The organism is Plantactinospora sp. CA-294935 (assembly GCF_050936445.1).
Taxonomy (GTDB): domain Bacteria; phylum Actinomycetota; class Actinomycetes; order Mycobacteriales; family Micromonosporaceae; genus Plantactinospora.
The window spans coordinates 9,098,271-9,122,838 of the sequence record NZ_JBNJMU010000001.1; the positions used below are offsets into that span (position 1 = coordinate 9,098,271).

At 73.7% G+C, this 24,568-nt stretch carries 24 protein-coding genes; 1 reads left to right on the forward strand and 23 read right to left on the reverse strand.

The window, feature by feature from the left end; translation table 11 throughout:
• Window positions 1–8: 8 nt before the first annotated feature.
• The 23 genes from ACQEVC_RS39510 to ACQEVC_RS39620 all read right to left on the reverse strand — a co-directional run bounded on the left by ACQEVC_RS39510 (window position 9) and on the right by ACQEVC_RS39620 (window position 23,682).
• Complete coding sequence (locus ACQEVC_RS39510; RefSeq protein WP_432888663.1) at window positions 9–1,475, reverse strand: condensation domain-containing protein; 1,467 nt, start codon at window positions 1,473–1,475, stop codon at window positions 9–11.
• Complete coding sequence (locus ACQEVC_RS39515; protein ID WP_432888665.1) at window positions 1,472–1,741, reverse strand: acyl carrier protein; 270 nt, start codon at window positions 1,739–1,741, stop codon at window positions 1,472–1,474. The genes ACQEVC_RS39510 and ACQEVC_RS39515 overlap by 4 nt, the downstream gene beginning before the upstream one ends.
• A gap of 32 nt (window positions 1,742–1,773) precedes the next feature.
• Window positions 1,774–3,489 carry an acyl-CoA dehydrogenase family protein gene (locus ACQEVC_RS39520; RefSeq protein WP_432888667.1) on the reverse strand — a complete coding sequence of 572 codons (1,716 nt, stop codon included), beginning with the start codon at window positions 3,487–3,489 and terminating at the stop codon, window positions 1,774–1,776.
• Complete coding sequence (locus tag ACQEVC_RS39525; protein WP_432888669.1) at window positions 3,486–5,345, reverse strand: acyl-CoA dehydrogenase family protein; 1,860 nt, start codon at window positions 5,343–5,345, stop codon at window positions 3,486–3,488. Before ACQEVC_RS39525 ends, ACQEVC_RS39520 begins: the two co-directional genes overlap by 4 nt.
• 5 nt (window positions 5,346–5,350) lie before the next feature.
• Window positions 5,351–7,186, reverse strand: coding sequence for a fatty acyl-AMP ligase (locus ACQEVC_RS39530; RefSeq protein ID WP_432888671.1), 1,836 nt, complete (start codon window positions 7,184–7,186; stop codon window positions 5,351–5,353).
• Window positions 7,187–7,287: 101 nt separating this feature from the next.
• A complete protein-coding gene (locus ACQEVC_RS39535; protein ID WP_432888673.1) occupies window positions 7,288–8,013 on the reverse strand; it encodes a 2-hydroxychromene-2-carboxylate isomerase in 726 nt (241 codons plus the stop codon).
• 33 nt (window positions 8,014–8,046) lie between these two features.
• Window positions 8,047–8,793 carry a 3-oxoacyl-[acyl-carrier-protein] reductase gene (gene fabG / locus ACQEVC_RS39540; RefSeq protein ID WP_432888675.1) on the reverse strand — a complete coding sequence of 249 codons (747 nt, stop codon included), beginning with the start codon at window positions 8,791–8,793 and terminating at the stop codon, window positions 8,047–8,049.
• 8 nt (window positions 8,794–8,801) lie between these two features.
• Window positions 8,802–9,296, reverse strand: a complete 495-nt coding sequence (locus ACQEVC_RS39545) for a 3-hydroxyacyl-ACP dehydratase FabZ family protein (RefSeq protein WP_432888677.1) — start codon at window positions 9,294–9,296, stop codon at window positions 8,802–8,804.
• A complete protein-coding gene (locus tag ACQEVC_RS39550) occupies window positions 9,293–9,676 on the reverse strand; it encodes a 3-hydroxyacyl-ACP dehydratase FabZ family protein (RefSeq protein WP_318401219.1) in 384 nt (127 codons plus the stop codon). Before ACQEVC_RS39550 ends, ACQEVC_RS39545 begins: the two co-directional genes overlap by 4 nt.
• Window positions 9,673–9,936: an acyl carrier protein gene (locus ACQEVC_RS39555; RefSeq protein ID WP_318401217.1), complete on the reverse strand. Its 264-nt coding sequence runs from the start codon at window positions 9,934–9,936 to the stop codon at window positions 9,673–9,675. The genes ACQEVC_RS39550 and ACQEVC_RS39555 overlap by 4 nt, the downstream gene beginning before the upstream one ends.
• On the reverse strand, window positions 9,929–11,341 hold the full coding sequence (locus ACQEVC_RS39560; protein ID WP_432888680.1) for an acetyl-CoA carboxylase biotin carboxylase subunit: 1,413 nt from the start codon (window positions 11,339–11,341) through the stop codon (window positions 9,929–9,931). The genes ACQEVC_RS39555 and ACQEVC_RS39560 overlap by 8 nt, the downstream gene beginning before the upstream one ends.
• Before the next feature lie 11 nt (window positions 11,342–11,352).
• On the reverse strand, window positions 11,353–12,096 hold the full coding sequence (locus tag ACQEVC_RS39565; RefSeq protein WP_432888682.1) for an acetyl-CoA carboxylase biotin carboxyl carrier protein: 744 nt from the start codon (window positions 12,094–12,096) through the stop codon (window positions 11,353–11,355).
• Window positions 12,089–13,831 carry an acetyl-CoA carboxylase, carboxyltransferase subunit beta gene (gene accD / locus ACQEVC_RS39570; RefSeq protein WP_432888684.1) on the reverse strand — a complete coding sequence of 581 codons (1,743 nt, stop codon included), beginning with the start codon at window positions 13,829–13,831 and terminating at the stop codon, window positions 12,089–12,091. Before accD ends, ACQEVC_RS39565 begins: the two co-directional genes overlap by 8 nt.
• A 3-nt stretch (window positions 13,832–13,834) precedes the next feature.
• Window positions 13,835–14,950: a beta-ketoacyl synthase N-terminal-like domain-containing protein gene (locus ACQEVC_RS39575; protein WP_432888686.1), complete on the reverse strand. Its 1,116-nt coding sequence runs from the start codon at window positions 14,948–14,950 to the stop codon at window positions 13,835–13,837.
• Between the two features lie 14 nt (window positions 14,951–14,964).
• Window positions 14,965–15,891 (reverse strand): SDR family oxidoreductase, encoded by a 927-nt coding sequence (locus tag ACQEVC_RS39580; protein ID WP_432888688.1) that lies wholly within the window; start codon window positions 15,889–15,891, stop codon window positions 14,965–14,967.
• Window positions 15,885–16,925 (reverse strand): beta-ketoacyl synthase N-terminal-like domain-containing protein, encoded by a 1,041-nt coding sequence (locus tag ACQEVC_RS39585; RefSeq protein ID WP_432888690.1) that lies wholly within the window; start codon window positions 16,923–16,925, stop codon window positions 15,885–15,887. The genes ACQEVC_RS39580 and ACQEVC_RS39585 overlap by 7 nt, the downstream gene beginning before the upstream one ends.
• Window positions 16,922–18,097 (reverse strand): beta-ketoacyl-[acyl-carrier-protein] synthase family protein, encoded by a 1,176-nt coding sequence (locus tag ACQEVC_RS39590; RefSeq protein WP_432888692.1) that lies wholly within the window; start codon window positions 18,095–18,097, stop codon window positions 16,922–16,924. Before ACQEVC_RS39590 ends, ACQEVC_RS39585 begins: the two co-directional genes overlap by 4 nt.
• On the reverse strand, window positions 18,094–19,083 hold the full coding sequence (locus ACQEVC_RS39595; RefSeq protein WP_432888694.1) for a thioesterase: 990 nt from the start codon (window positions 19,081–19,083) through the stop codon (window positions 18,094–18,096). The genes ACQEVC_RS39590 and ACQEVC_RS39595 overlap by 4 nt, the downstream gene beginning before the upstream one ends.
• Window positions 19,080–20,003: an alpha/beta fold hydrolase gene (locus ACQEVC_RS39600; protein WP_432888696.1), complete on the reverse strand. Its 924-nt coding sequence runs from the start codon at window positions 20,001–20,003 to the stop codon at window positions 19,080–19,082. Before ACQEVC_RS39600 ends, ACQEVC_RS39595 begins: the two co-directional genes overlap by 4 nt.
• On the reverse strand, window positions 20,003–20,971 hold the full coding sequence (locus tag ACQEVC_RS39605) for a beta-ketoacyl synthase N-terminal-like domain-containing protein (protein WP_432888698.1): 969 nt from the start codon (window positions 20,969–20,971) through the stop codon (window positions 20,003–20,005). Before ACQEVC_RS39605 ends, ACQEVC_RS39600 begins: the two co-directional genes overlap by 1 nt.
• A complete protein-coding gene (locus tag ACQEVC_RS39610) occupies window positions 20,971–22,113 on the reverse strand; it encodes a beta-ketoacyl-[acyl-carrier-protein] synthase family protein (RefSeq protein WP_432888700.1) in 1,143 nt (380 codons plus the stop codon). The genes ACQEVC_RS39605 and ACQEVC_RS39610 overlap by 1 nt, the downstream gene beginning before the upstream one ends.
• A complete protein-coding gene (locus tag ACQEVC_RS39615; protein ID WP_432888702.1) occupies window positions 22,110–23,357 on the reverse strand; it encodes a beta-ketoacyl-[acyl-carrier-protein] synthase family protein in 1,248 nt (415 codons plus the stop codon). The genes ACQEVC_RS39610 and ACQEVC_RS39615 overlap by 4 nt, the downstream gene beginning before the upstream one ends.
• 58 nt (window positions 23,358–23,415) lie before the next feature.
• Complete coding sequence (locus tag ACQEVC_RS39620) at window positions 23,416–23,682, reverse strand: acyl carrier protein (RefSeq protein ID WP_203870081.1); 267 nt, start codon at window positions 23,680–23,682, stop codon at window positions 23,416–23,418.
• A 256-nt stretch (window positions 23,683–23,938) separates the two neighbouring features.
• Between ACQEVC_RS39620 and ACQEVC_RS39625 the strand changes: the two genes are divergently transcribed.
• Window positions 23,939–24,544 (forward strand): histidine phosphatase family protein, encoded by a 606-nt coding sequence (locus tag ACQEVC_RS39625; protein ID WP_432888703.1) that lies wholly within the window; start codon window positions 23,939–23,941, stop codon window positions 24,542–24,544.
• Window positions 24,545–24,568: the final 24 nt, after the last annotated feature.

The window sequence follows — 24,568 nt, forward strand, 5'->3', positions numbered from 1 at the left end:
AAGAAGGTTCACTGCCCGGGCGATACTCCGCCGGTACCCAACGCGAGCAGTTGTTCCAGTTGTGCGCTGTCGACAAGGGAGACCCGGTCGATCCGGCGCTTCGGGTCGGCGGTGGCCGCCTCCAGCAGCCGGCGGTAGTGCCCGGTAAGCCGCTCTATGGTCGCACCGTCGAACAAATCCGTGTTGTACCGGAAGGCTCCGGTGAATGAATCTTCCGCCTGGCGCAGCTCCACGTTGAGGTCGAACTGCCCCTCAAGCTGCGGTACGTCGAACGCGGCCAGCCGCAGTCCCGCGTACGAAATCTCCGGGCCCACCACGGCGCCCTCCGGCACCAGCGGCAGCGGCGGGTCGAGCCGGTCCGCCGCCACCATCGTGAAAGCGATCCGGAACAGCGGCGACCGGCTGGTGCCGCGGGTCCCACCGAGCATCCGGTCCAGCAGCGGGAACGGGTACCCAACGTGGCCCAGTCCGGAGAGGAGTTCCCGGTGCGCCGCCGCCACGGCATCGGCGAAGGTGGCCCCGGACGCGAACGACGAACGCAACACCAGGGTGTTGACCAGATAGCCGACCACGTCCCGCAGCCCCCGGCCGTGCCGGGTCGCCACCGGGCAGCCGAGCGCGAAGTCGTCCTGGCCGCCGTACCGGAACAGGGTCGCCTGGAAGACCCCGAGCAGGAACGCGAACGGGGTCACCCCGGCCGCCGAGGCCGCCGCCCGGACCCGGGCCGTCAGCTCGTCGGGGAGCGTCAGGTGGTGGGTCGCCCCGTCGAAGGTCTGCCGCTCCGGCCGGGGCCGGTCGACCGGGATCGCCCCGGCCGACACCCCGGTGCAGCGGTTCCGCCAGTACCGTTCCAGCCGGTCCCGCCGGGGCGAGTCGAGCAGTACCCGCTCCGCCTCGACGTAGTCCAGGAAGCTGGCGGTCAGCGGCGCCCAGTCCGGTGCGCCGCCGGCCGCGATCCCCCGGTATCCGGCCAGCAGGTCGCGCAGCAGCAGCCACTGCGAGGTGGCGTCGCTGATGATGTGGTGGGTGACCAGCACCAGGGCGGCGTCGTCGGGCGCGCGGCGCAGCAGCACCACCCGGAAGACGTCTCCGGCACCGAGCCGGAACGGCACCTCGCCGACCGACCGGGCCAGCCCGAGCAGCGCCTCGTCGGTGCGGCCGGGCACGTCCCGGATCTCCAGCCACCGGGAGCCGCCCGCCGCCGCGGCACCGGGCGGCGGGACGAACTGCCGGGGCACCCCGTCGACCTCGGCGAAGGCCGTGCCGAGCATGGGATGCCGGGCCACCAGCGCGTCGACCGCCCGGCCCAGCGCCGCGACGTCCAGCGCGGTCCGGACCCGGACCGCGAGCGTGATGTTGTACGCCGGGCTCTCCGGCGCGAGCTGGTAGAGGAACCAGAGCGCCTCCTGCCCGACCGAGAGTGGATGGCCGGGGCCGGGCGGCGACTCCCCCGGCCCGGCCGACAGCACCGTCATCCTCGGGACCCCAGCAAGCCGTGCAGGTAGCCGGCGAGGGCGTTCACGTTCGGGTGGTCCCAGGCCATCGTGGGCTCCACCTCGAGGTCGAACCGCTCCTCCACGTCCCCGCTCAGGGTCATCGCGTAGACCGAGTCGAGGCCGATCTCGACCAGCGGCGCGTCAGTGTCGATCTCCTCGGCCGGCCGTTGCAGGTAGAAGGCGATCCGGCCGACCAGCCAGGTGCGGATGGCCTCGACGGAGGTGTCTTGGATGGTTCCGGACATGGTGCACTCCTTAGGCGTACGGACGGAGATGGTCAGCCGGCCAGACGCCGGTTGACGAGATCGAAGCCGCGGTTGTCCTGGTGACGCTCCAGCAGCTCGACGAAGAGGTGTCGCTCCAGCCCGTCCGGTGCCGCGCCCGGGTCGATGCCCAGCCGTCCGGCCAGCCGGGACAGCGCGGCGAGCAGCCACGGGGTGTCCCGCAGGAACGGGTCGTCCTGGTTGTACCGCCACACCCCGAGGCAGGCGGCGGCGGCCAGCACGGTGGCGTACCGGTCGGTCAGGTCGAAGCTGCGCCGGCCGGCGATCACCGTACGGTCCCGGGGCGGCAGGTCGGCGCAGACCTCGGCGAGCCGGTCGAGTTCGGCGGTGAAGACCCCGCAGAGCCGGGCGACCGCCGGGTCGGCACCCGGTCCGGCGCCGTACTCCCGCAGCGTGGCGGTCAGGCTGTCCACGCCCCGGGCGGAGAGCCCGATGCCGGCGAAGTCCAGCGGGGGCAGCGGGTCGCCGAGCCGGAACAGTGCCGGTGGCGCAGCCGGCGACGAGCGCCAGCCCTGCTGGGCCAGCCGGGGTAGCTGCGGGATGATCGTCGCCTGGCAGACCGCCGCGCTGGCGTGGGTGAGCGTCGCGGCGAGCAGGTCCCGCAGGTTCTTCTGGAAGATCGCGTACGGGCCGTCCCGCAGGTACGACCGGGCGCCCAGCACCACCGAGAGCCGGTGCGCCGCCTCCTGCAACACCTTCGGCACCAGGTATTTCACGGCGGCGCTGTACACACTGGTCTGGTCCGGCAGCACGTGCAGGGCCCGGGCGACCACGGTGGCCAGGCAGTCGCTGATCAGCAGGTCCAGGAAGGCGTCGACCAGGGCGGTCCGGGCGTGCGGCAGCTCGGCCACCGGCAGCCCGTACAGCCGGCGGTCGAGGGCGAACCGCAGCACCGTACGCAGTTGGGTGTCGACGATCCCGACGGCCATCCCGGGCAGCACGCCCCGGGTCACCTGGAACGCCCGCAGCACCGTCTCCATCGCGCCGCCGAGTTCCCCGACGACCGCGTCGGCCGGTACCGGGCAGTCGAGGAACTCCAGCCCGCCGAGCAGTACTCCGCGGACACCCGCGGTGCGGTAGCGGCGCAGGTGCCGGCGGTGCGCCGCCGGCAACGCGGCCATGTCCAGCAGCAGGTGCGAGTGGCTGCGGCTGCCCGGCCGGTCGTCGGTGCGGGCGAAGAGCGTCACCGCGTCCGCCCGGCTCAGGTTGCCGACCATCTCCTTGCGACCGGTCACCACGAAGCGGTCGCCGTCGAGCCGGGCCCGCAGCTCGGCCCGGCCGAAGTCGGTGCCGTGCGCCAGCTCGTTGTAGCCGGCCGACGCCTTGCCGTGCCGCAACAGCAGGTCGGCCATCCAGCGCCGCTGCTCGGCGGTGCCGTTCGTCCAGACCGGGGTGGCGGCGATGAAGGTGGTGACCCCGTAGCCGACCCCGAGGGTGGTGTCCCGGCGGAACACCGCGCGCAGCACCTGGGCCAGCCGGTCGGCCCGGTCGAACCGGCCGCCGAGGGCCCGGGGCACGAACTCGGCGTTCAGCCCGTACCCGTCGAGTGCCCGCTCGCCGGCGGCGAGCAGTTCGCCGCGCTCGTCGGCGGCGAGCAGCGCCGGATAGCCGACCGGGTTCGCCGGGTCGTGCGGATTTCCGAGGTACGTCTCCAGGTCCGGCTCGGCGGCCGGGGCCGTGCCGGGCACGGCGGCGGTGTCGACGGTCATCGGGCCACCTCGGAAAGCTGTGCGGCCGTCCCGGCGGGGCGCGCCGGAGACTCGGACGGCTGCCCGGCCGCCTCGGCGAGCCGGGACGGCGGCTCGGGCGTCTGCGCGCCCGCCTCGGCGAGCCGGGCCGGGAGCAGGGAGAAGAGCCGGCCCTCGTGGTGCTGGGCGCGCAGGTCCGGCAGCAGCCGGTCGTAGTCCTCGCCGTCGTCGGGTTCGGGTCCGGTCGCGGTGGCCGGCCGGAGTTGCCCGATCAGCCGGTGCAGGCAGGCGCGCAGCCAGCGGGCGTCCGCCCAGAGCGGCGCGGTCGGGCCGTCGGCCAGCCAGTGCCGGTTGCGCAGCCACAGGTGCAGGCAGGCGGCGGCGGCGAAGGCGAGCGCGTACTCGCCGGCCATCCGGAACGCCTCGGCCGGCACCTGCCGGGGTTGCGGCCGGTACGCGGCCATCCGCTCGTGCAGCCCGTCGACCAGCCCGGCCAGCGTCTCGGACTGGGCGGCCAGGGCCGGCGGGGCGATCCCGGCGTCGACCAGCTCCAGCACCTCGGCGACGGCGGCCGGTAGCTGCTGCACCACGCTGCACCCGGTCCGGGACAGCAGCGCGAGCCGGTTCCGGTCGAAGTCGGGCAGCGGGCGGGCCAGCTCGACCGTGTCGGCCAGCCCCGGGTCGACCACGCCCCGCCGGTAGCCCCGGACCAGGCCGGGGAACTGGTTCACCAGGGTGTTCAGGTTGACCAGGGTGTTGCCGTCGAAGATGCCGACGATCCGGTGGTCGCGTTCGATCTTCTGGAACAGCCCGTCGGCGTGGTCGGAGGTGAGCAGGGCCCGGGCCCCGAGCACCTGGCCGAGTCGCGGGATCGTCCGGTCCATCATCGTCGGCACCAGGTATTTGGCGACCGCCGAGGTGACGCTCAGCTCGCCGGGGGTGGCGTGGATGCCGCGCGCGGTCAGCACGCTGGTGGCCTCGCCGATCAGCAGGTCGACGTACGCCTCGGTCAGGGTGCGGTTCGCGTGCGGCAGGTCGACCAGCGGCCGGTCGTAGAGCCGGTGCCCGGTGGCGAAGTCGAGGACCAGCCGCAGCGCCTGGTCGGCCAGGCCGAGCGACATCGCCGCGCACATGGTGCGGGTGAGCTGGACACTCTTCAGCACGATCTCCGGGCCGGCGCCGGCCGTACCGACCAGCGCCTCGGCCGGCACCTCGGCGCCGGCGAAGGCGATCCCGCTGATGTCCGCGCCGCGTACCCCGTGGGTGCGCTCCTTGGGCAGGCAGCGGAACGTGCCGGAGGCGAGCCGCCGCTTGTCCACCATCAACAGGCTGAACCCCCGCGTGCCGCCGGCCGGCTCGGTCCGGGCCAGTACGCAGACCAGGTCCCCCCGGCTGGCGTTGTTGATCAGCCACTTCTCGCCGTCGACCCGGTAACCGGCGCCGGTCGGCACCGCCGAGACCTCACCGGCGAGCAGGTCGCTGCCGTGCTCCCGCTCGGTCAGCGCCAGCGAGATGACGCTGCCGGCGAGCACCTCGGCACCGACCCGGCGGGCCTGCTCCGGGGTGGCGCCCACCCAGGCGGATACCGCGCCGAGGTAGGTCTTGCCGTGTCCGATCGCGACGGTCAGGTCCCGGCGGGCCAGGACCCGTACCGCGTGCAGCAGTTCCTCGTAGCTGCGCAGTTCGCCGCCGAACTCGGCCGGCACGTACCAGCGGGGCAGCCCGAGCCGGTCCAGCTCGGCGCAGATCTCCGCCGGGAACTCCTCGCGGGCGTCCAGCGCGACCAAGCGGGCGAACGAGGCCACCCGGGCCGGGTCGTGCGGGTCGCCGAGGCCGTGGTCGAGGTGTTCGGCGAGGGCGAAGGCGGGATAGCGCATCCCGGTCACCCCCGCCCGGCCGGCACCGGCAGTGCGGCGTGCGCCGCCCGGTAGCGGTCCCGGATCTCCGGGTCGAGATCCTCGTACGTCGTGTCCAGCACGCCGGAGACGAAGAGTTCCCGCATCATGGTGCGCTGGATCTTTCCGCTGGTGGTGCGCCGGACCTGGCCGACCCGGACGAAGACGACGTTCGCCACCCGGACCCCGAGGATCCGACTCAGCGTCGACTTGACCGCACCGGCCAGAGCCGCGATCTCGGCGGCGTCCCGGCTCCGGGTACGGAGTTCCTGGACCACCACGATCTCCTCCCGGGGCGCCGGCACCGAGAAGACCGCGCAGGGCAGCCCGGCGAACGCCTCGGCCACCTCCCGGACCTCGCGCTCCACGTCGTGCGGGTAGAGGTTGCGGCCGTGCACGATCATCATTTCCTTGATCCGGCCGGTGACGTACAGCTCGCCGTCGTCGAGGATGCCGAGGTCACCGGTACGCAGGAAGCCGCCGTCGCCGTCCGCGGTCACCGCGCCGAAGGCCCGCCGGGTCGCCTCCGGGTCCCCCCAGTAGCCCCGGGTCACGCTGCCGCCCCGGATCCACACCTCGCCGACCCGGCCGTCCGGCAGCACCGTGGAGGTGCCGGGGTCGATGATCCGTACGTCCAGCGCGTTGACCCGGCCGCTGCCGACCAGGGCCAGCCCGGCCGGCGTACCGGCGGGCAGCGGGGCGAAGACGTCCCGGGCCAGCTCGTCGGGGTCGACGTACGCGGTGACCGGGGCGCCGGCCGGGCGGGCCCCGGTGACGCAGAGCGTCGCCTCGGCCAGCCCGTACGTCGGCAGGAACGACTCGTAGCGGAACCCGGCCGGGGCGAACCGGGCGGCGAACCGCTCCAGGGTGGCCGGGTCGATCGGCTCGGCGCCGTTGCAGGCGTACCGCCAGCGGGACAGGTCCAGCCCGGCCACCTGCTCGTCGGTGAGCAGCCGCGCGCAGAGGTCGTACGCGAAGTTCGGCGCGCAGGCCACCTCGGCGCCGTACCGGTCGATCGCCTCCAGCCACAGGTACGGCCGCTTGAGGAAGTCGTTGGGCCGGATCAGCACGGCGGTGCTGCCGAGCAGCAGCGGCGCGATCAGCATCGCGATCAGGCCCATGTCGTGGTAGAGCGGCAGCCAGCTACAGAACCGGGTCTGGTCGGTCCAGCCGAGGGTGCGGTGCACCGAGCCGATGTTGTGCAGCACGTTGCCGTGGGTGACCATCACGCCCTTCGGGTCGCTGGTCGATCCCGAGGTGTACTGGAGGAACGCGATGTCGTCCGGGCGGGCCGGATACGGCAGCCAGCCGTCCGCCGCCGTCCCGACACCGTCGGTCGGCTCCCCGCCCGGGTCGCCCGCGCCGGTGACCACGCCCGGGGCGTCCAGGTCGGTCGCCGCGAAGGCCAGGTGGTCCAGTCCCTCCTGGAGCATCCAGTCGTCGACCGCCCGCAGGTTGTCCGGATCGGTCAGCACCACCGCCACGTCCGCGTTCCGGGCGATCGCGCTGGTCCGGTCGGCGTGGTGCCGGTAGTTCGCCGGCAGCGGCACCGGCACCGGGATCACGCCCGCGTACAGGCAGCCCAGGAAGCCGGCCACGAACTCCAACCCGGTCGGATAGAGCAGCAGCGCCCGGTCACCCGGCCGGCAGCGCCGGCTCAGCCAGGCCGCCGTCGACCGGGCCACCCGGTCGAGTTCGGTGTACGTCAGGGACGACTCGACGAACCGCTCCCCCGCACCACGGCAGAACACCACCGCCTGCCGTTCCGGCGATCCGGCCACGTTGTGCCGGACCGCCTCGACGATGCTTCCCCACTCGGACACGTTTGTTTCCCCGGCTTCTCCGGTACGGCATCCACCGCGCCATCGGCGTTTCCGTGGCAGACCGTACGATCGACGTCCATATTCGGGCTATATCGGCGGGCTCAGCCGCAGCCGCCGGCATGCCCCTCGTCGGTCCGGCCCGGCGCACCCACCAGCGCCGGCTCCGGTGCCGCCCCGTTCCCCGGCACCTGCGCCGGCTCGGCGGGACGGCGCTTCGCGGCCACCGAGGCGGCGAACGCGGCCAGCCGGTCCACCCCCCAGAACCGGTCGAAGCCGTGCACGAAGAACGGCACCCCGAAGACGCCGTCGCGGTAGATGTCGAGCAGCGCCCCGACGCCCTGCCGGCGTACCTCGGGATCGTCGGCCGCCCCGGACAGCTCGGCCGGGTCGAGCCCGAGGTCGGCGGCGATCTCGGCGACCGTGGACCGGTCGCAGATGTTCCGCCCCTCCTCCCACCTGGCCCGGTACGCCCGCTCCAGGTACCCCGGCCCGGCGCCGTGCCGCGCCGCCACCAGGTAGCCCAGGTGCGGGATCTCCCAGACCGGCTCCCGGTCGACCGGCCAGCTGAACGTCAGCCCGCGCTCGGCGGTGAGCCGCCGGACGTCCTGGAGCACGTAGAGATGCTTGGCCCGGGACATCGCGGTGTAGACGAACTCGCCGCCGGCCTCGGCGAGCAGCCGCGAACTGCGCTCGTCCGGCTCCCAGAACGGCACCCAGTCCAACTCGGACACCAGCTCCGGATACCGCTGGTGCAGGTCCCGGTAGGCGAGCCAGGAGTACGGGCTGCGCAGGCTGAAGTAGAACCGTGGGGTGCGGCGCACCGCCATGGGAAACTCCTCGGGTGCTTCGGGGCGGGTGCGCTACAGCGCGATGCCGCCGTCGACTTGGAAGACCTGGCCGGTGACGTAGGAGGCCCGGTCCGAGACGAGGAAGCCGACCAGGTCGGCGGTCTCCTCCGCCCGGCCGAACCGGCCCAGCGGGATCCGGCCCAGCATCTCCTTGGTGACCGCCGGGGAGAGCCCTGCGGTCATGTCGGTCTCGATGAAGCCGGGGGCGACGACGTTGGCCCGGATGCCGTACCGGCCCATCTCCTTGGCCAGTGCCTTGGTGAAGCCGATGATCCCGGCCTTGGACGCCGAGTAGTTGGTCTGCCCGGCGTTGCCGGCCACCCCGGCCACCGAGGAGAGCGTCACCACCGAGCCGCGCCTCCGCTTCATCATCGCGAAGACCGCGGACCGGCACACCGTGTAGGTGCCGTCCAGGTTGGTCCGCAGCACGGCGTGCCAGTCGTCGTCACCCATCAGCACCAGCGGCCGGTCCCGGGTCACTCCGGCGACGGTCACCACGGCGTCGATCGGGCCCAGCTCGTCCTCGGTGGCGGCGACGAAGTCGCGTACCTGCGCCAGGTCCACCACGTCGACCTGCCGGGCCAGCACCCGGGCCCCCGCCTCGCGGGCGGCCTTGGCCGCCAGTTCCGCCGCCTCCGCGTTGGCCTGGAAGCAGAAGGCCACGTCGAAACCGTCGGCGGCCAGCCGGCTCACCACCGCCCGGCCGATGCCCCTGGATCCGCCGCTGACCAGCGCGACCCGTCGTCCGTTGTCGGTCATGTCGCTCCTCACACGCCGGCCGGGGTCAGGGCCGCCGGGCGCAACGCGTCCAGCGGGCGCAGGGTCTGGACGAACTGGCCGAGCCGCATCACCGTCTCGCCCCCGACCACGGTCTCGCCCTCGAGGATCCTCGTCTCGCCGACGACCTTGACCAGCCGGACCCGGTGTTCGAGGACGTCACCGGGGTAGACCGGGTTGCCGAAGGTGACGTTGCTGATGGACCCGGCCAGCACCACCAGCCCGGCCAGCACGTCCGGGTTGGGGGTCTCCCAGCTCGCGAGCAGCACCGCCGCCTGGGCCCACGACTCGACGATCAGCGTCGCCGGGTACGCGTAGTCGCGGTCCGCGGAGGTCTCGTCGAGCTGTTCGTAGCAGGCCTCGCTACAGCTCACCGCCTTGAGTGCGGCCAACCGTTCACCCGGTACCAGCTCGACCACCCGGTCGAGCAGCAGGATCGGATACCGCTGGGGTATCACTTTCCTGATCCCGGCAACCCCGATCATCGGTTCTCCTCTGGTCGGTAGCGCAGGCGCAGTTCGGCGGCCGGACCGCTACCTGTATTGATCTTGGCTGAGCAGCGCAGTTCCGGTCCGGACCAGGACAGCGTCGCCTCGATCCGCAGTTCGTCGCCCGGGGCGACCGGGCTGAGGAAGCGGCACCGGTCCATCGCGGCCAGCTCGGGGCGGTAGCGCTCGCCCAGCGCCGCCCGTACGGTCTGGCCGACCAGTTCGACCAGGTACACCCCGGGCAGCACCGGAAAGCCCGGGAAGTGCCCGGCGAAGACCGGGTCACCGGGATCCACCTTCGCGGTCGACACCGCCGAGGTCTCGTCGGCCTCGACCAACTCGACCTGGTCGGACAGGGGTGCGCAGCGGGGCGTCACGACCCGCCCCGCAGCTTGCCGTCGAGGAGCTGGTAGGTGCTGTCCAGCGTGCTGACGGCGATCAGCTCGCTCTCCTCCATCTTGATGCCGTACCGCTTCTCCAGCCGGACGGTGATCTCCAGGGCCATCAGGGAGTCCACCTCCAGGTCGTTGACGAAGTGCGCGTCGTCGGTGACCTCGGAGAGGTCGACGTCGATGGTGTCGGCGATGAGCTGCCGGAGGTCTTCCTTGTCGAGCCCCGTGGTGAGCTGGTCAGACATGACTTTCCGTCCTTTCGGTGTGGATCTCGTGGTCCTCCCCCCGGGCGACGTCGCCCGGGGACGGCTCGGCGAGCACGGACTCGACGACGCCGAGCTGGTAGTCGCCGGAGCGGAAGCCGGGATGGCGCAGCAGCCGGCGGTGGAAGTCGACGTTGGTGGTCACCCCCGCCGACCGGTACTCGGCCAGCGCCCGGTCCAGCCGGCGCAGCGCCTCGTCTCGGGTGGCGCCGTACGTGACGACCTTGGCCAGCAGCGAGTCGTAGAACGGCGGTACGACGTAGCCGTCGTAGAGATGGCTGTCCACCCGTACGCCGGGGCCGGCCGGCATCCGCAGCCCGTGCACCCGGCCGGTCGAACCGGCCCAGTCCCGGTCGACGTCCTCGGCGTTGATCCGCGCCTCGATCGAGTGCCCCTCGAACCGGACGTCGGACTGGGTCAGGTCCAGTCGTTCCCCGGCGGCGATCCGGATCATCCAGCCGACGATGTCGATCCCGGTGCGTACCTCGGTGATCGGGTGCTCGACCTGGAGCCGGGTGTTCATCTCCATGAAGTACGCCGCACCGTCCGGCGCGACCAGGAACTCGAAGGTGCCGGCGCTGACGTAGCCGATGTCCCGGGCGCCGGCCACCGCCGCCGCGCAGAGGCGCTGCCGCAGTTCCGGATCGAGCGCCGGGGACGGGGACTCCTCGACCAGCTTCTGGTGCCGGCGCTGGACCGAGCAGTCCCGCTCGCCGAGGTGCAGCACGGTGCCGTGCCCGTCGGCCAGCACCTGCACCTCGATGTGCCGGGCGGCCGGCAGGTAGCGCTCCAGGTAGACCCGGTCGTCGGCGAAGAGGGTCCGCGCGGTGGCCCGGGTCGTCTCGTACGCCAGCGGCAGGTCCTCGGCCTGGTGCACCACCGCGATGCCCCGGCCGCCGCCACCGGCCACCGCCTTGATGATCAGTGGGAAGCCGATCTCGCCGGCCACCGTCACCGCGTCGCCGAGGGAGTCGACGGTGCCGTCCGAGCCCGGCAGTACCGGCACTCCGGCGGCCCGCATCGCCGCCCGGGCCGCCACCTTGTCGCCCATCAACGCGATGTGCTCGGCGGCCGGGCCGACGAAGGTGAGCCCGACGCCCCGGCAGGAGGCGGCGAAGACCGGGTCCTCGGAGACGAAGCCGCAGCCCGGGTGCACCGCGTCGGCGCCGGACTTGGCGGCGGCGTAGAGGATGGCCGGGATGTTGGTGTAGCTGCGGGCGACCGGGCCCGGTCCGATGTGCACGGCCTGGTCGGCGAGCTGCACCGCCAGGCTGTCCCGGTCGGCGGAGGAGTAGACCTGCACGCTCTCCAGTCCGAGGTCGCGGCAGGCGCGGATGATCCGGACGGCGATCTCGCCCCGGTTGCAGATGAGTACCCGGTTGACCATGTCCGCCCGCCTCAGCCCGGCTCGATGCTGAGCAGCGGCTGCTCGTACTCGACGACCTCGCCGTCGGTGACGTGCACGGCCCGGACGATCCCGCCCCGATCGGTGAGGACCGGGTTCATCATCTTCATCGCCTCCACGATCGCGACCTGGTCGCCGGCCTCGACCCGCTGGCCGACCTCGGCGAAGGGCGGCTGGTCCGGGCCGGGGCGGCGGTAGAAGACCCCCATCAGCGGCGCGGTCACCGGCACGGTGCCGGCCGGCGGGGCGACCGCCGCGGCAACGGCGGCCACGGCCGCACCCGGTACCGTCGCCACGGCCGGGCCGGGCACGCCGGTCAGCGCCGCACCGGGCGCCGACGCCGCCTCGCCGGTGACGGTGACGACCGCCTCCCGGCCTCCCTCGGCCCCCTCGACCTCGATTCGGACGTCGGCCACCGTCACCCGGACCCGCCGGATCGCCGGGTCGCGGACCAGTTCGGCCACCTCGGCGGCGGCCCGTACCGCGCTGCGCAGCGCGGTGTCGGTCGGCGCGGCATCGGTCGGCCCCGCCGGCTCGACGCCGTACGCTCCGGTGCCGTTCGCGATCGCCGGCCCGGTGCCGTCGGCCCCCACCGGCCGGGCGCCGTTCGAGGCCGTCCCCTGCCGGGTGCCGTTGCCGCCCTCCGGCGGCGACGGCGTGTCGTTGGCCGCCACCGGCTCCTGCGCCGCGCCGTCGGCCGCCCGGACGGCGGCCGGTTCGCGGACCTTCTCAGACATGCGCGCCTTCCTTCCAGGGTTCCGTCACCGGGCTGCCGGTGGCGGCGCCGACCGGGGCCAGCACGCCGTATCCGCGCAGCCGGCGGTAGCGGGCGGCCAGCAGTTCCTCGACCGGGACCCCGGCGAGCTGGCGCAGCAGCCGGCCCACCGCCTCGGCGACGAGTCCGGCGGCCCGGTCCGGGTCACCGGGCGGCTCCGGCAGGATCTCGTCGACCACACCGAGCCGGCCGAGGTCCTCGGCGCGCAGCCGCAGCGCGCGGGCGGCCACCGGGGCCTGCCCGGCGTCGCCGAACAGGATCGCGGCGCAGCCCTCCGGGCTGATCACCGAGAAGACACCGTTCTCCTGGATCAGCAGCCGGTCCGCGACCGCCAGCGCCAGCGCGCCACCGCTGCCGCCCTCGCCGGTGATCACGGCGACCACCGGGGTACGCAGTCCGGCCGCCAGGGCCAGGGTCTCGGCGATCGCGCCGCTCTGGTTGCCCTCCTCGGCGGCCAGTCCCGGGTACGCCCCCGGGGTGTCCACCAGGGTCACCACCGGTACGCCCCAGCGCTGCGCCAGCTCGAACAGCCGCATCACCTTGCGGTAGCCCGCCGGGTGTGGCATGCCGAAGTTGTTCGCCACGTTCTCCTTGGTGTCCCGGCCCTTGGCGTGCCCGACCACCACCACCGGGGTACCGTCCAGCCGGGCCAGCCCGCCGACGATCGCCGAGTCGTCCCGTTCCCAGCGGTCGCCGTGCAGTTCGACGAAGTCGCCGAAGATCCGGTCGATGTGCTGCCGCACCGTCGGGCGATCGGCGGCCCGGGCCCGGCCCACCGCCGTCCAGGCGTCCACCGACCGCTCGGGCCGGTCGTCGTGCCCGGGGGCACGGGACGGCCGGCGACCGGCGACCGCGACCGGGCTCCCGGCGGAGGTGCCGGCCGCCGCGCAGAAGCCGACCAGCCGGGCCAGTACCCCGCGCAGCTCCTGCCGGCGTACCACCAGGTCGACGTGGCCGTGCTCGTGCAGGAAGCGGGCGGTCTGGAAGCCCGCCGGCAGCGGCTGCCGGATCGTCTGCTCGATCACCCGGGGCCCGGCGAACCCGGCCCGGGTCCCCTCCTCGGCGATGATCACGTCGCCGAGGCTGGCGAAGGAGGCGGCCACCCCGCCGTAGACCGGGTCGGTGAGCACGCTGACATACGGCACCCCGGCGTCCCGGAGCAGCCGGATCGCGGCGGCGGTCTTTGCCATCTGCAACAGGGAGAGCACGCCCTCCTGCATCCGGGCGCCGCCGGAGGCGCTCACCGCGACCAGCGGCACCCCGTGGTCCAGGGCGGTCTCCGCGGCCCGGGCGACCTTCTCGCCGACCACCGAGCCCATGCTGCCGCCGAGGAAGGCGAAGTCGAGCACGACCAGCGCGACCCGGTGGCCGCCGATGGTCGCCAGCCCCAGCACCGCGCCGTCGGCCCGGCCGGTCCTGGCCCGGGCCCGGGCCAGCCGCTGGGGGTACGGCATCCGGTCGGTGAACTCCAGCGGGTCGGCGGCGGCGAGGTCGGCGTCGTGCTCCACGAAACTGTCCGGATCGACCAGCAGCGCGATCCGGTCCTCGGCGCGCAGCGGCAGATGGTGGCCGCACTCCGGGCAGGTGTGCAGGGCCCGGGCCAGCCGGTCCCGGTGCAGCAGCGCCGCGCAGCGCGGGCACGGCCGCCACACGCCGGCCGGCAGCCCGTTGATCAGGTCCAGTGTGGAGGCACCCACGGCTCAGCCCACCGCGCCGAGCAGGGTGGCGCCGACCTGGCCGTCCCGGTCCACCCCGGTCACCAGCGCGATGCCGTCGGGGCGGTCGGTAAGCTCGGCGAGCGCACCGGCGAGCTGGAACGCCGACGACGCCGCCGAGGTGTCGCCGAGCAGGGTGCGGCAGTGCACCCGGGTCGGCCGGGTCGCACCCAGCACGTCGGCCAGGGCGGCCTCCTCCTGCGCGCCGAACTCGTCGCCGCTGTCCGAGGCGGCCAGCACGGTCACGTCGGCGGGGCTCAGGCCGGCTCCGGCGAGCGCCTCCGCGACCGCACGGGCCAGCACCGTGCGGACCGCCGACGGGTCCGCGAAGGCGAGGAACCGGGAGCCCCGGACCGCCGCCAGCGGCCGGCGCTGCTGCCGGACCGCACTCGAGTACGACTCGAGCAGGAAGATCGCGCACCCCTCGCCGAGCGGCGTCGTGCCGTCGGCCGGGGCGGCGCCGTCCCGGGACCGGGCGTGCCACTCCAGCCAGCCGCGCTGCACCGAGTACTCCTCGACCGCGCCGCACAGCACCGGTTCGCTGTGCCCGCACCGATGCAGCCGTACGGCGTAGTTCAGCGCCAGCAGGCCGGTCAGCGAGCCGCCCGCGATGGTGGTGTTCGGGCCCTTCAGCCCGTACCAGATCGCGCTCTGCCCGGCGGCGCGGTTCATCACCGTGTTCGGGAAGCGCGCCGGGTCGACGTGGAACGGCTTCGCCCCGGTCAGCGACTCCCGGGTGAAGTCCATGATGCTCTGCACGCTGCCGGAGTTGGTGCCCAGCACCAGGCCGAGCCGCTCGGGCTCGCCCAGCCGCTCCCGGCCGTACCGGTCGAGCAGCATCCCGACGGTGGCGACGGCGATCCCGGTGGCCCGGTCCATCGACCGGGTGCCCTTCTTGCCGAGCACCTCGGCGACGTCGAAGCCGGGGATCAGCCCGGCCCGGTCGTACGGCCCGGGCCAGACGTCCCGGTCCAGCGCGGTCACCGCACCGGTCCCGGCCCGCAGGCCGGCGGTGAACCGGTCGGCACCGAGCCCGAACGCCGACGCGGCCGACCAGCCGGAGAGCACCAGCTCGTCCGCGGCGATGGTGGTGACGGTCATCAGTCCTTCTCCCCTCAGACCGCGGCCGGCGTCGCGACCGGCGTCCCGTTCGGCTCGGCCGTTCCGTTCGGCTCGGATGTCACGTCCGGCTCGGATGTCACGTCCGGCTTGACCGCCTCGGCGTGCCGGGGACTCCAGGCCGGAATTCCGGCGATGTTCTCGGCCCCGTCGACCCCGATCGTGTTGCCGGTGATCCAGGACGAGTCGGTGCGGGACAGCAGCAGGATCGCCTCGGCCACGTCCTCCGGCCGGGTGAGCCGGCCGTGCGGGTTGGTGGCGGCGGCCTGGGCGACGAACTGGGTGTGCTCCGGGATCCGCTCCAGCGCCGGCGTGACGGTGACCCCGGCGCAGAGCGCGTTCACGGCGACGCCGTACCGGGCGAGTTCGCAGGCGAGCTGCCGGACGTGCGACTCCAGCGCGCACTTGGCGGCCGACACCGCACCGTAGCTCGGCATCACCGAGGTAGCGCCGGAGCTGGTCATCGCGTACACCTTGGCGCCCCGGTGCAGCAGTTTCGCCGCCATCAGCTCCTGCACCCAGTAGACGAGGCTGTGCGCCATCACGTCGACGGTCATCTCCATCTGCCGCTGGCCCAGCGTCTTGTCCCAGCCGGCGCGCGGCAGGTACGGCAGCAGCGAGCCGAACGCCAGCGAGTGCAGTACGACGTGCAGCCCGCGCGGGCCGGTCAGCTCGGCGATGGTGGGCAGCAGTTGCGCCCGGGCGGACCGACTGGACGCGTTGATGTTGAAGAAGTGCGCCTGTACGCCGTACCCGCGCAGCTCCGCTTCGAGGGCCTTGGCCGCCTGGGCCCGCTCGCCCATGTCCAGGTGCACCCCGATGACGTTGCCGCCCTCCCGGGCCAGTGCCAGCGCGGTCGCCCGCCCCATGCCGCTGGACGCGCCCAGCAGCAGACTCCACGTGCCTTCCAGGGGAATCAGCATCCCGCGCTCCTTCTCGTCGATCCGGCCGTCCGCCAGATCCGGACCATCGCCACGTTTCCGGTGCCGGCCGCCGTGACCAGCAGGCTGTCCCCGTCGGCGGCACGCAGCCGGTCGGCCAGCCGGAGCATCGGGGTGAGGCTGCCGGCGGTGGGCGGGCCGGCGTCCCGCACCGGGCCGACGGCGGCCGGCACCGCCCCGGCCACCAGCTCGCTGACCGCCGAGTCGTCCAGCAGCGCGTAGACCGGGACCTGGTCGGCACCGAGGCTCAGCGCCGCCTCCCGGACCACGGCCACGGCCCGCTGCCGGGCCACCCCGGCGGCGAGCCCGTGCGGCGGCAGCAGCAGGGTGCGGACCGCACACCGGCCGTAGCCGGCGGCGCCGCGCGCCTCCGCCTGCTCCGGCGGCTCCAGCACCAGCACCACCGCGCCCTCCTCCGGCGCCGCCACCTCGGGCGCCGGCACCGCCTGCTCCATCGCCCCGGCGAGCAGCAGGGTGGCGCGGCCGGCCGCGAAGGCCCGCGCGCCGACCTGCACCGACTCCAGGCCGGCGACCAGCGGCGAGATCAGGGTCAGGCTGATCCCCGTGAAGCCGTGCTCCATCGACAGCCGGCTGGTCAGCACGTTGACCGCGCCGTACGGCGCGGTGACCGGGCTCAGCTCGCTGGCGTGCTCGGCGATCACGGTGCGGTCCTGCTCGTCGTGCAGTGCCGCCACCCCGTTGTTGGTGCCGACCACCACGCCCCGGTCCTGCTCGGCGGCGCCGTCGAGGCAGTCGCCGGCGTCGTCGAGGGCGTGCCGCCCGGCCACCAGCAGGTACTGGCAGGCGGCCGGCAGGTACTTGTAACCGCGCCGGCCGAGCTGGGTACGGACGTCGAACCAGGCCCCGTCGGCCGCCGGCCGGTCCACCGGCGGCGCACAGACGCCGATCCCGGTGACCACGACCTGGCCGGCGGGCGGCATGCGGCCCGCCACCCGCCCGACCGACGGCAGCGGCCCCGGCGCGTGGTCGACCACCCCGACACCGTCCCGGCTCATCCGCCGGCCCCCGCGAGCACCAGCGACACGTTGTTGCCGCCGAAGGCGTACCCGTTGACCATGATCCGGTCGGACCGGAGCGGGGTGACCAGGCCCTGCGGCAGCCAGACCCGGCACTCCGGGTCCTGCTCGGCGATCGGCACGTTCGGCGGCACGGTCCGGTGCCGCAGGATCAGCGCCGCCGCCACCGCGGCGACCGCGGCCGCCGCCCCACCGGTGTGCCCGATCAGTGCCTTGAGGCTGTAGAGCGGCACGTCGGCGCCGAGCACCTCGTTGAGCGCCCGGCTCTCCACCACGTCGTTGAGCTGGGTACCGGTGCCGTGCGGCAGGACGCAGCCGATCCGGTCCCAGTCGGCACCGGTCTCCGCCAACGCGGCCCGCATCGCCCGGATGATCTGGGTGCCCTCCGGCTCCGGCGCGGTCAGGTGGTAGGCGTCGCAGGTCCAGCCGGAGCCCTCCACCACGGCGTGCACGGTCGCGCCCCGGGCCCGGGCGTGCTCCTCCGACTCGACCACCAGGGCGCCGGCGGCCTCGCCGAACGACGTACCCCGGCGGTGCAGGTCGAACGGGCGGCACCGGAGCGGGTCCACCGCGCCCATCCGGTTGAAGCAGGCCAGCATCACCCGGCTGTACGCGTCCGCACCGACCGCCAGCACCACGTCCGCCTCGCCGGAGCGGACCAGGTCGGCCGCGGCGCCGAGGGCGAACCCGCCGGCCGCGCAGGCGTTGCTGATCGTGGTGGCGACGGTCAACGGGCCGAGCCGGTCGGCGATCTCCGAGGCGACGCCGAGCTCCGAGGTGAAGCGGGCGCCCGGCTTGCCGCCGTCCGCCCGCCACTGCTCGTGCAGGCTCGCGTCACCCATGCAGGTGCCCAGGGCCAGGCCGATCCGGGACCCCGCCGTCGCCGGCCCGCCCAGCGGCAGGCCGGCGTCGGCGATGGCCTCGTCGACCGCGTTCAGCGCCAGCCGGGACGTCCGGGCGAGCGCCTGCGACTGCGCCGGCAGGTCGGCGTCGGGGACGCCCTGCACCACCGGCACGTCCATGTTCGCGTACGGGTCCGGCACGGGACCCGGGTCGGTAACCGGTGCCGCCATCATCGCGTCCCAGAGGGCGCGCGTACCACTGCCGTGGCACGTGACGACACCGAGGCCGGTGATGGCGACGCCGGTCATCGACGCGTACTCGGAGCAGCCGGCGTGCCTTCCAGCGCGCTGGCGAGACGGTCGTCGAAGTCCACCAGGCTCCAGTCGCGGCGGTTCTCGATCACCGCGTACCCGTGGGTGATCTTCCCCGTCGCGGTCGGCACCAGGATGCCGTCGCGGAGCACGTAGCAGTCCATCCGCGAGGTGTAGGTGAGCCGCTTGAAGACGTTCTCGACGGTGAAGACGGTGTAGAGGTCCTCCTCCATCCGCGCCTCGTCCAGCAGCGTGATTCGGGAGTGCGGCACCACCGGGATCCAGTCCTGCTCGTCCAGCAGCCGCTTGATCGAGACGCCCCGGTCGGCCAGGAAGAGGTCGACGACCTCCTCCATCTGCCGCAGGTAGCCGGACATCTGCATCCGCTCGGTGAAGTGGCAGTAGAAGTACGGGATCCGCCACTTCCAGGCGTACGCGTTGCGGCCGGCGGTGAGCGCGGCCAGCAGGTCGCCCTCGGGCGCCGGGCCGGCGGCGGCCGGACGGGTCACCTTGACCGGCGCCTGGCCCAGCCGCGCCACCGTGTACGGGGCCAGCTCGGCCGGCGCCGGCTCCGCCGGGTGCCCGTGCGGGTCGAGACGCAGCTCCACCCGGACCTTGGCGCTGACCGCCTTGATCGGCGGGGTGCCGTTGACCGAGATCTCCACCCCGAAGGCGAGCGCCTCCCCGGGCAGCGGCCGGACCTCGGCCGTCGCCACGTCGTCGATGTGGAAGGCGTGGGTGATCCGGCTGTCGATGTCGACGATGTCGACGCAGAGGCCGTGCCGCTCGTAGAGCCCGCCCGGGGCGAAGCCGCGCTGCCGCAGGTGGTCGAGGACGGCCTCCTCCACCAGGTAGTTGACGTGCTTGAAGCCGATCCAGGTGCAGATGTTGGACCCCTCGTACCGGGGCCGCAGCTCCACACGGGTCACGCCGTCCACGGCTGGTTCGGAGACGGGACGCGGTGCCAGGGTCGTCGAGTTCACGTGCGCTCCAGGTGTGTGTGTCGAGGATCGGTTCCGCAGATTGCGTCGGGGGGCGACAGCGGGTGGGCGAAGTCCGCCACCAGGGCGGCGAACCGGTCAGGGTGCTCGGCCATCGCGAAGTGGCCGCAGTCGGTGAGCAGCGCGTACCGGCCGGCGGGTGCGGCGTCGGCCAGCGCCCGCCCGTCACCGGGCCGGGCGGCGAAGTCGCCGTCGCCGGCGATCACCAGCAGCGGCAGCGCCAGGTCGGCGACGGGCAGGAACGGGGTACGCAGGTACGCGTCGAAGAAGCGCATCCAGCCGTACGGGCCGATCCGCTCCCGGACCCGCTCGCCCATCGCGGCACGTACCTCGGCGGGCAGCCCGGCCGGGGCACTGACCCGGATCCCCTCTTCGAGGATCCGGTGGAAGTGGTTGAGATAGAAGTCGATCGCCGCCCAGTCGAAGTCGTCGGCGGCCGGCCGGTAGAACGGCGAGACCAGCACCACCGCCCGGGGCAGCGGCACCGCCGCCGTGGCCGCCGGAGCCATCGCCATCGCCGGCCGGGCGGTCTCCGGCTCCGTCGCCGCGCCGGCCCGGCCAAGCAGCTCCAGCAGGGTGTTCGCGGCGAACGAGTGCGCGACCACCAGGTCGGCGCCGCCGGGGACGCCGGCCAGCGCCTGCGCCGCCCAGCCGGTGGCGTCGGCCTGGTGGCTCCAGCCGGTGTCGCCGACGCTCGCCCAGGGCAGCTCGGCGTCCCACAGCTCCAGCCACGCCGGTGCCCGCGACTCGAAGCGGTCCCAGATGCCCCGGCTGCTGCCCAGGCCGTGCAGCAGCAGGGTGCGCACCGGCCGCACGCCGGCACCGGGCCGGCGGCACCGGACCGGTACGCCCGTCCCGGGCGACACGGCACGGTCCGTCCTCGGCGGCGCGGAGATGCTCATCACCGGCCTCCGCCGGCGGTCAGCAGCAGCGCCGCCGCCGCGTCCGAGCCCTCGCCGTCGGCGGTGGCCAGTACGGCACCCCGGTCGTGCCCGTTCAGCCACGCGGTGCCGGCGACGCACTGGAGCACGCCGAGCGCCCCGGAGCAGTGCCCGTGGTACGCGGTCAGGTCGTGGCTGGTCTGCTCGGTCATTCCGGCCGGTCCACCCGCCCCGGCGCCGAACCACATGTCCACCGGTCGCGGGTCGGTACGCCGGATCGCCGCCACCGCCGCCGGCTGGTCCGCCTTGCGGGCGTACGGGCCGAGTTCGGCGAGCGCCTCGACGCCCCGGTCCCGCACCGCCGCCGCCGACTCCAGCACCAGCGCGGCGGCACCGTCGAAGAGCCGCAGGTCGTCCTCGCCGTTGCTGCGACCGCCACTGACCAGGTGCCGTACCGGCGCGTTCGCCGGCTCGACCCCGACCACCAGCACCCGGTCCACCCGGCCGGCCAGCACCAGCAGCCGGCCCCAGTTGACCGCGTCCAGCCCGGAGGTCAGGCCGTTGCACATGGTCAGGTTGGCGCCGCGCAGCCGGAACCAGATCGCCAGCCAGGACGCGATCACGTTGCTGGCGGTGGCCGGCAGGGCCATCGGGCTCAGCCCGACGTACGTCTCCTCGGCGATGGTCGACACCGTGTCGCAGACCGTGTCGACGTTGCCGTAGTTGGAGCTGACCACCACGCCGACGGTCTCGCCGGGGACGGTCAGGCCCGGGTCGCCGAGCAGTCCGGCATCGGCCAGCGCGTCCCGGCCGGCGCAGAGCGCGAGCCGGGTGGCCCGGTCCTTGTAGCGCAGCCCCTTGCCGGTGAGCCGGCGGGTCGGGTCGTCCCCGTCGGCACCGGCCGGGGTACGCCGGAGTAGGTCGTCGGGGCCGGCGATCCCGGAGACCGCCACGCCCACCCCGCTGACCACCACGTCGACCGGAGCCATCAGGACACCTTCTCCACGATCGCGACGGCGTTCAGCCCGCCGAAGCCGAACGAGTCCACCTGGGCGACCCGCAGGGTGGCCAGCTCGGCGTGCTCGCGTACCAGTCGGAAGCCGTCGACCTCGTCGATCGGGTTGTCCAGGCCGAGGATCGGCGGCACCACCCCGGAGCGCAGCGCCTCGACCGCCACCACCAGGCTGTGCAGCCCGGAGGCGCCGGCGGTGTGCCCGGTCATCGACTTGATCGCGGTCATGTACGGCGAGGGCGCCACCCCGGAGAAGACCTCCCGGACGGCCTGCGCCTCGGCCTCGTCGTTCAGCGCCGTCCCGGTGCCGTGCAGCATCAGCAGGTCGACCTCGGCCGGCTCCACCCCGGCCCGGCGGTGCGCCTCCCGGGTGACCAGCGCGATGTTCTTGGCGTCCGGCGCCGACGGGTGGTAGGCGTCGCAGTTCATCGCCACGCCCCGGACCCGGGCGTGCCGGTGCCCGGCGCCGGGGCCGTCCGCCTCCCGGCGCAGCACCACGGCGACCGCGCCCTCGCCCTGGAGCATGCCCCGGCGGTCCCGGTCGAACGGCCGCACCTGCGCGGGCGCCTCCGGGTAGCAGCGGTCCAGCAGCCCGTAGGTGCTCTCGGTGATGGTGTCGACCCCGGCTACCACGACGGTGTCGGCGGCGCCGAGCGCCAGCAGGTCCATGCCGAGGCCGAGGGCGTAGAGCGAGGCCGAGCAGGCGTTCGCCACCGTGTGCGTGTTGGTGGCGCCGAACCGCTTTCGCAGCGCGCTGCCGAAGTGCAGGTCGCGCACGTCGAACGGGACGCCGTCCCGCCAGCTCAGCTCGACCGACCGCAGTTCGCGCAGCGTGGTGCCGATCAGCACCGGCGTGTCGCCGAGGTCGTCGTCGAGGCCGGCGTCGGCCAGCGCGGCGGCGACCGCCTGCTCCAGCCACCGGCTGGCCCGCAGGGTCTCGTCGCAGCCCGGCCCCGGCCGGTCGTCGATCTCGTACGCGTGCTGTGCCCGGTACCGGCTGCGGTCGAAGCCGCGCAGTTCGGCCAGCCCGCTGTAGCCGGCGCAGAGCGAGTCGAAGAACTCGACGGTGTTGCCGCCGATGCTGGCCACCGCACCCATCCCCACCACCAGCGCGGTCATGGCGTCACCTCGTCGTACCTGCCGAGGATCAGCACCGCGTTGTTGCCGCCGAAGGCGAGCGCGTTGTTCTGCACCACCCGCAGGTCGGCGTCCTGGGCCACGTTCGGTACACAGTCGAGCCCGCACTCGGGGTCGGTCTCGACGTGGTTGACGGTCGGCGGGATGAACCGGTGGGTGATGGCCAGGGCGCAGGCCGCCGAGGCGAGGGCGCTCGCCGCCCCCATGGTGTGCCCGATCATCCCCTTGATCGAGACGGTACGCGGCGGGCGCTGCCCGAAGACCTGCCGGATGGCGCCGGCCTCGGTCACGTCGTTCGCCTTGGTCCCGGTGCCGTGCGCGGAGATGAAGTCGATGTCGCCCGGCTTCACCCCGGCGTTGCGGTGGGCCAGCTCGATGCAGCGGGCGATGCTGTTCCGGTCCGGCGCGACCGGGTGGTACGCGTCGCAGTTGAGTCCGTAGCCGAGCACCTCCGCGTAGATCCGGGCGCCCCGGGCCCGCGCCGAGTCGAGGCTCTCCATCAGCAGGATGCCGGCGCCCTCACCGGTGAGGATGCCCTTGCGGTTGCGGTCGAACGGCTGGCACGCCTCCGGGGCGATGGTGCCGAGCCGGTAGAAGCCGGTGAAGGTCTTCCGGCACAGCGCGTCGGCGCCGCCGCAGAGGGCCACCTCCACGTCGCCGCTGCGGATCGCGTCGAAGCCGTACCCGACCGCGTAGTTGCCAGCCGCGCAGGCGGTCGGGATCGTCACCGCCTCGACGTCGGTCAGCCCGAGTTCGGCGACGATGCTCGACGAGAGGCGGCCGGCGGGGACCCGACGCGCCACGACCGGGTCGAAGTGCTCGGCACCCCGGTCGACCTGTACCCCGACCAGTTGGTCGAGGTCGTGGGATTCACCGTCCGTGGTCCCCACCGACACCAGCGCGCGGCGGGACCGCAGCGCCTCGACGGACATGCCCGCGTCCGCGACCGCCATGCCGGCGGCGGCGGCCGAGAGCTGGCTCGCCCGGCCGAGCTGCGCCGGGTCGACGTGGTGCAGCCAGCGGGCCGGGTCGAAGTCGGTGATCTCGCACCCGTTGGCGTGTGCGAACCCGGTCGTGTCGAACGCGGTGATCGGCTTGACCCCGCTCCGACCGGCCCGCAGCCCGGCGAGAAACTCCTCGACCCCGATTCCGATGCTGGTCACCACGCCGAGCCCGGTGACGACCACCCGGCGGGGCGATCGAGCATCGCCTGGCAGAACGCTCATCATCGCGCCTCACTCACCTGTAGTCTTCCGACCCGACTCCGCCGTCCGCGCGACGCGCTCAGGCGTTCGACGCCTCGCCGACGACGGCGTAAACGCCCTGGAGATTCACCATTCGGCTCAGTTCCGCCTGGTCGATGGTGACGTGCAGATTCCGCTCCAGCGCCGCAAGAATTTCGATCGCCAGCAGCGAGTCCGCACCGTGGTCCTCTTTGAAGAGACTGGTCTCGGTGACCTCGTCCGCGTCGATTTCCAGAATCTCGCAGACGATCTCCTTGACCTGCTCGCGGTCGATGTCGGTGCTGGTGGTCGGGGTCGTGCTGGTCATGTCGCCTCCAGAAACGGATCGGTTGAGTGAATATCTCGATGGCTACCTCTGGCTGGCGGCGCCGTGCGCCTCATAGCCCGATACCGTTTGCCGCCTCCGCCGTCTGGCGGCACCATCGGATCGCGGTACTGTCCCGAGTCTGTGAGCCGCGACTATATTTCTCCTATATGGCAACGGGCGGTCCGCCATATCCGGTCCGACCGCCGGATTTCCGACTAGCGCGGTCACCTGCCCACCCGGATGGCAGGGTGGGGGTATGGCGGTCGACATCGTCTACGAGACGCACGCGATGACCACCGACAACGAGGCCGGGCTGGCCACCGGCTGGCAGCCCGGCCAACTTTCCGAGTACGGCCGGCGCGGCGCCCGGGAGCTGGGTGAGCGGCGCCGCGACGACGGGCTGCGCGTCGTCTTCTGCTCCGACCTGGCCCGCGCGGTGGAGACCGTCGAGATCGCGTTCCCCTTCCGGAAGCTGCCGGTGCACCAGGACACCCGGCTCCGCGAGTGCGACTACGGCGACCTGACCGGCCGCCCGGTGGCCGAGCTTGCCCCGCTGCGCGTCCGGCACCTGGACGAGCCCTTTCCGGGCGGGCAGAGCTACCGGCAGGTGGTGGAGCAGACCCGGAACTTCCTCCGGGACCTGGCCGCCGCCTGGGACGGGTCCCGGGTGTTGATCGTGGCGCACTCGGCGAACCGGTGGGCCCTCGACCACCTGCTGCACGGTGCTGCCCTCGCCGACCTGGTCGCCGCGCCGTTCGAGTGGCGCCCGGGCTGGACGTACCGGCTGCCGTCGCGCTGGGGCACCGGCCGCCCCCCGCCGGCCCGGCTGCAACCCGGGCAGCCCGCGCCGGAAGGTCGGTAACTCACGGGCGGTCGCCGCCCGGGC